The organism is Microcoleus sp. B4-C2, from assembly GCF_036705265.1.
In the GTDB taxonomy this organism is placed as follows: domain Bacteria; phylum Cyanobacteriota; class Cyanobacteriia; order Cyanobacteriales; family Microcoleaceae; genus Microcoleus.
Genome location: NZ_JAUBUB010000171.1, coordinates 1 through 5876 on the forward strand (window position 1 = coordinate 1; position 5876 = coordinate 5876).

Here is a 5876-nt window from a genome sequence, read left to right on the forward strand (position 1 = left end):
AATTTTAATTGTTTTTGTGGGATGGGCGTCCCGCCCGTCAAAAAAGGACGGGCGGGACGCCCATCCCACTTTCAAGAGTGGAAGTTATTTAATTCTCATTCCTTATCAACTAATTCATCACGTCAAGTATTCCCTTGACTACGCCTTCCATGACTTTTTCAATTAAGCTCAATTCATTTTCGCCGATCGACTCATTTAAGAGCATTGACTGAATCCGCTGTCTGTCATCGCGAGTCAGTTCGCCGGACGAAAATATCCGCTCTACTATTTGTTCAGTTAGAAATGGGAAAGGTGGAGTTTGCATGGTTGGTCTCTAAAAGCATCAATATTTTGTTTTTAACTTTATTAGAGGAGCCAGTTATTGTGTGGGTTTTTACTTTCCCACCCAATCAGTGCTCAAATCATAGGACTCTGGGGGGATTTTGTCAATACACTTGTTACAGATCAATACAAAATTTTCCTTAAATTTCCCACATTCTGGCAACGGGTGGTTTTGGAGTGCGATCGACCCCGGTGGTGGCGGTGTGCGATCGACTTTTTGAAGTTTATGGGCACTTTAGCGGAACATTACAGCTCAAAAAAAATCAAAACGAGAAGAGATTAAAATTGGTAATGGAGAATTGGCTTGTCTGAAATCCCTCTTCCTTCCGGCTAATGACTAATGACTAATGACTAATGACTAAGGAATAATGACTAATGACTAATGGCTTCCTCCAATGACCTATTTTCCTTCGGCTCTAATTTTGACATTAGGTTTTTGGCTGCTACCTCTAGCAGTGCGATCGCAACCTGTCGTTCCCGCAAATGATGGCACGAATACTGTTGTTCAGTCCGAGCAAAACCGCACCGACATTAGTGGCGGACAACTGTCAGGAAACGGGGCCAATCTGTTTCACAGCTTCAGTCAATTTAATCTCAGCGAAGGTCAAATCGCTAATTTTCTAACTAATCCAAATATTCAAAATATTTTAGGACGGATTTCCGGCGACAATGTTTCCGTCATTAACGGTCTGATTTCTGTAAGTGGCGGCAACTCAAATTTATTCTTAATGAATCCGGCGGGAATTGTCTTCGGTCAAAATGCTAGATTAAACGTGCCGGGGTCTTTTTTCGCGACAACTGCTACAGGAATTGGTTTCGGCGATCGCTGGTTCAATTCGGCGGGAATTAATGATTACAAAGCTTTACTGGGAAATCCTAATCAATTTAATTTTACTAACTCACAAGTTGGTGCAATTGTCAATGCCGGAAACTTGGCAGTTGGCAACGGGGAAAGTTTAACTTTGCTCGGTGGCACCGTTATTAATACAGGACAATTATCCGCTCCCAACGGTCAAGTTACTGTGGCTGCTGTTCCGGGACAAAATGCAGTCCGTATCAGTCAAGTTGGCAATTTATTGAGTTTAGAAATTACTCCGTCTTTGCAGTCAGAACAATCAGCGATCGCCCCAGTTGCTTTACCTCAGTTGCTGACGGGGCCCGGCGTAGCGTCAGCCACAGGTTTAACGACTAACGAACAAGGTCAATTGGTACTGACTGGCGGCCAAACAGTGCCCGCAGTTGCCGGAAGTGCGATCGTCTCCGGTTCTGTAAATGTATTTGGCCCTTCTGGGAATGCTGGCGGCACAGTCAATATTTTAGGGGAAAAAGTCGGACTCTTCGGCGCAAATATCAATGCTTCCGGGACAGACGGCGGAGGTACTGTGCGCGTCGGAGGCGGTTTCCGGGGGATGGAACCAGTGCCAAATGCCCAGGTAACTTATGTTAATCCTGATTCTACGATCGCAGCCAACGCGATCGACCGCGGCAATGGCGGCACTGCGGTAATTTGGTCAGACAATACAACTCGCTTTTTCGGCAATATTAGTGCTCGCGGGGGCACTGCCGCAGGTAACGGCGGAACAGTAGAAGTTTCCGGCAAAAATGCTTTAACTTTCCAAGGAGAAGTCGATACCCGCGCGACTAACGGTGCGATCGGCAATTTGTGGCTGGATCCGGCAAATATTACCATCGTCAGCGGTAACGGATCCAGCAGCGGGGACTCGACTGGCGGGGAACTGCAATCGGAACCAGAACCCAATGAAACATCGATCTCAGAAGTGCAGTTGGAACAGATGGCGGCCGGCAGCAACGTGGTTCTAGAAACCCCCGGCTACATCACCCTCCAAGACTTGCCCGATAACAAACTTTCCCTGCAAGCGAGAACGGGAGACACCGTAACATTTAGATCCGGCGGAGTGTTTGTTGTCAATGACCCCAACGATTTAATCGAGACTCAAGGTGGCAACATCAACATTTTTGCCAGCAGCATCTCTCTGGGCGGACTCAATGCTAACGGCGGCAATATCGCTATCACTGGTAACGGCATTGACTTCAGAGGCGGCAGCAATTCCGTCAGCAGTGCGGGGGGAACAATTCGCTTGCAGCCCAACGATAGCCGAGCAATTCGGATCGGTGGCACCGGCGATGTTTTGGGCCTTTTGGACTTGACGGCAACGGATCTCGGCGCTTTGGCGGGGGATTTCGGCTCGATCGCGATCGGGCGCGAAAACGGTAGCAGCACGTCGATCGCGATCGTCGCACCCATTACCTTCAACAGCCCGCTGACACTTCAAGGCCGATCGATCGCGATCGACAATCCCCTGAACACAAGCGGCAGCGCTAGCTTGACTCTCAACGCGCCCCAAACTAATCTCAACGCCAACATTGCCACATCCGGTGGCGATCTCACTTTTACAGGAAACGCATCCCTCAATGCTGACGTGGCTTTGAGCACGGAAGCTACCGGCAACATTCTGTTCTCCGGTAGCCTAGACGGATCTCACGCCCTAAGACTAGACGCTGGGCGAGTGCTGTTCGGCGCTACAGTCGGTCAAGCTGCACCGCTGGCGAGTTTAACTGTCAACGCCCGCAGTACCGAGGTATCGGGCAATATTGCGACATCTGGCGACATGACTTTCAATAGTAACGTCACAGTCGATCGCACCGCCGCCCTAGCCGCCACTACCGGCAATATCACTTTTGCCAATACCCTCGACAGCAGGCCGGGCCGGGCTAATAATTTGACCCTGCGCGCTGGTGGCAACATTACTTTTGACGGCAGAGTCGGTCAAACTCAGAGGTTGGGCCTGCTCTCGGCCGATGCTGCTAGTGTGACGGCTGCTTCCACAATTGCAGCGCGTATTTTGAGCGTTAACGCGCGAGATTCCGCTCGCTTCGGGGGGGACAGCACGGCCGCTTTGGGAGCCGATATCAAGGCAGAAAACGTTCTCCTAGAGGGTAATTTAAGGACGGATGGTGGCAGCGTGAACCTACAAGGAAGCAGCGAGGTTCGGACTGGTAATATTACCTCGAATGGTGGGAGGATTCGGGTTGAGGGAAATACTGTTGCAGCAGGTGCGATCGACTCGTCATCGGCGGGCACAGGAGGCGCGATCGCTCTCCAAACCACTGCCGGCCCTTTAACTGCGGGAGCTTTGAACGCTTCGGGGGCGATCGGCGGAAATATCGATGTCACCTCTTCATCGGGCATTTCGGCTCTAGATATCAACTCCAGCAGCACTTCAAACGGCAACGGCGGGGGCGTTTCCCTGAACGCGACTGATAACATTCAGTTGGGCTTTATCAATGCTCAAGGTGGTACTGGTGGCACTGGTGGCAGTGTTGATGTGACAACCCTCGGTTTGTTTCGCTCGAACAATGTTTTCAACGATATATCGGGCAATTCTTCGAGTATTTCTACTGCCGGAGGTGCGGGGGCGGGGAGGATCGCAATTCGCCACGGAGGCGCTATCGATCAACCATTTGTAGTTGGTGGCGCGATCGACAATGGAACCCTGGGAAGCATTAATGCTGGCGCGGGAAATGCCATTTTGCCCACTTTTTCTGTTGGACAAACTTACACCCAAGGAAGTTTACCAAATCAGATTTCCCTAATTACACCGGGCCCGCCCTCTACTCCCGCACCCATTCCCGCACCCATTCCCGCACCCATTCCCGCACCCATTCCCGCACCCATTCCCGCACCCATTCCCGCACCCATTCCCGCACCGCCTCTTGAGTCCGTAAATCCCGATCCGGCGCTGTCATTTCCTGCATCTGTGCAAGTAGAATTGCGATCGCAAAGTCAATACAACACTCCCGAAATTAGCCCGGATATTTTCGCTCCTTCTCGCAGGCTAGATTCGGCAGGTTCGGGAGTTTTAGCATTTGAGGAAATCTTTACTCGCGAGTACGAAAAATATCTGGATTTGCCCGCAAGAAGACCGATCAGCAATATGTCGGTAATTTACGAAAATCTTCGCAAAAACGAAAAAATTACCGGAATCAAATCTGCCATTATTTATATGAATTGGCTCAGCAGAGCTGATGCAGCCGCTGCCAAAGAAAATGATTCTGTACTGGTGGCAAGTCAGGATTTATCAAATCTATTGCCTGTGAAAACAAACCTCGCATCCCAGCCATCTCATCCCTTAGAAGATAAGTTGACTCAGAGGTTGTCGCCGGATGGCAAAGAAGTTTCCGATGTTCCGAGTGGCGAGCATTTAGAAATAGTGTTAGTAACAGCTAATGCTCAACCCCAGCGCGTTTTAATTCCGGCTACAACGCGCTGGCAGGTGTTGCAACTAGCTGACGCCCTGCAAACCGAAATAACTAATCCCCGAAAAAGAAGCAGCATTAGTTATTTGGATACCGCGCAAAAACTTTATCGGTGGTTAATTGCACCAGTTGCCGCAGAATTGACAGCTTTAAAGATTGACAATTTAATTGTAATTCCAGCAGCAGGTTTGCGGAGCGTGCCGTTTGCTGCTCTTCACGATGGCAAAGGCTTTTTAGTTGAGAAATACAGCATTAGTGTGATGCCGAGTCTGAGCTTAACTGATATCGGCTACGACAATATTGCGGATGATGAAATTTTGGCCATGGGGGCGTCGGTATTTGAAGATAAAGCGCCATTACCAGCGGTACCGGTGGAGTTAGAGTCGATCGCGCCGCCAAGTGAAGGAAAATCATTTTTGAATCAAGATTTTACTCTCGAAAATTTGCAAGCTCAGCGGGCAAATCAGCCTTTTGGCATCATTCACTTAGCAACTCACAGCGAATTCCAGCCAGGAGAACCGAAAAATTCTTACATTCAGTTGTGGGATAGTAAATTACGTATCGATCAAATGCGACAGTTGCGATGGAATGAACCGCCGGTGAATCTGTTAGTTTTAAGCGCGTGCAGTACCGCTTTGGGCGACGAAGATGCGGAGTTGGGGTTTGCGGGTTTGGCGGTAGCTAGCGGTGCTAAATCCGCTTTGGCGAGTTTGTGGGAAGTCAGCGATGATGGGACTTTGGGGCTGATGACTGAGTTTTATCGCCAGTTGCGGGCCCCCAGACGCGGTGGCAATTTGATGATTAAAGCGGAGGCTTTGCGGCGCGCGCAATTGGAGATGCTGCGGGGGCGCGTGCGGATTCAAGACGGGATGTTGCGAGCCCAAGGGCTTTCTGAAAGTCTAATTTTGCCTCCAGAAATTGCGGCGCGGGGCGATCGAGTGCTTTCGCATCCTTATTATTGGGCCGCCTTTACAATGATTGGCAATCCTTGGTAATGGAGTTTTCCCACAAGTCTTACCGAAGTTATTAGGGTGGTGTGATGAACTCCCTTGATTCGTTAATCGCCCGAAAACCTATACTATTGACATACATTTTTAGGCATTCCGGTTTCACAGTTTCGCTGTAACCAGGCGTGGGAGTCATAATCAGCAATAAATTGACAGCCACATTTGACACAAATGTGGTTCTGTTTTCCTTTTTTCTTAGGAATGAGAATTAAATAACTTCCACAAGTTTGTGGGATGGGCGTCCCGCCCGTCCAAAAAGGACGGGCGGGA

Annotated in this window: 2 protein-coding genes and 1 pseudogene; 1 reads left to right on the forward strand and 2 read right to left on the reverse strand. The window is 49.6% G+C overall.

The features are described 5' to 3' along the window. Positions 1–109 precede the first annotated feature (109 nt). Entirely contained in the window at positions 110–304 is a 195-nt protein-coding gene (locus QUB20_RS27890) for a hypothetical protein (RefSeq protein WP_333251337.1), read from the reverse strand. Positions 305–716: 412 nt separating this feature from the next. Between QUB20_RS27890 and QUB20_RS27895 the strand changes: the two genes are divergently transcribed. Continuing rightward, positions 717–5594, forward strand: a complete 4878-nt coding sequence (locus tag QUB20_RS27895) for a CHAT domain-containing protein (RefSeq protein WP_333251334.1) — start codon at positions 717–719, stop codon at positions 5592–5594. Positions 5595–5596: 2 nt separating this feature from the next. Here QUB20_RS27895 and QUB20_RS27900 read toward each other — a convergent pair. Then, positions 5597–5842: pseudogene (locus tag QUB20_RS27900) on the reverse strand (IS1 family transposase); the annotation flags it as partial. Positions 5843–5876 lie beyond the last annotated feature (34 nt).

What these genes read in the sequence shown, in the direction of transcription:
- QUB20_RS27895 (WP_333251334.1), top strand. Translation starts at nt 717, where the DNA reads ATGACCTATTTTCCTTCGGCTCTAATTTTGACATTAGGTTTTTGGCTG.
- QUB20_RS27890 (WP_333251337.1), bottom strand. Translation starts at nt 304, where the DNA reads ATGCAAACTCCACCTTTCCCATTTCTAACTGAACAAATAGTAGAGCGG.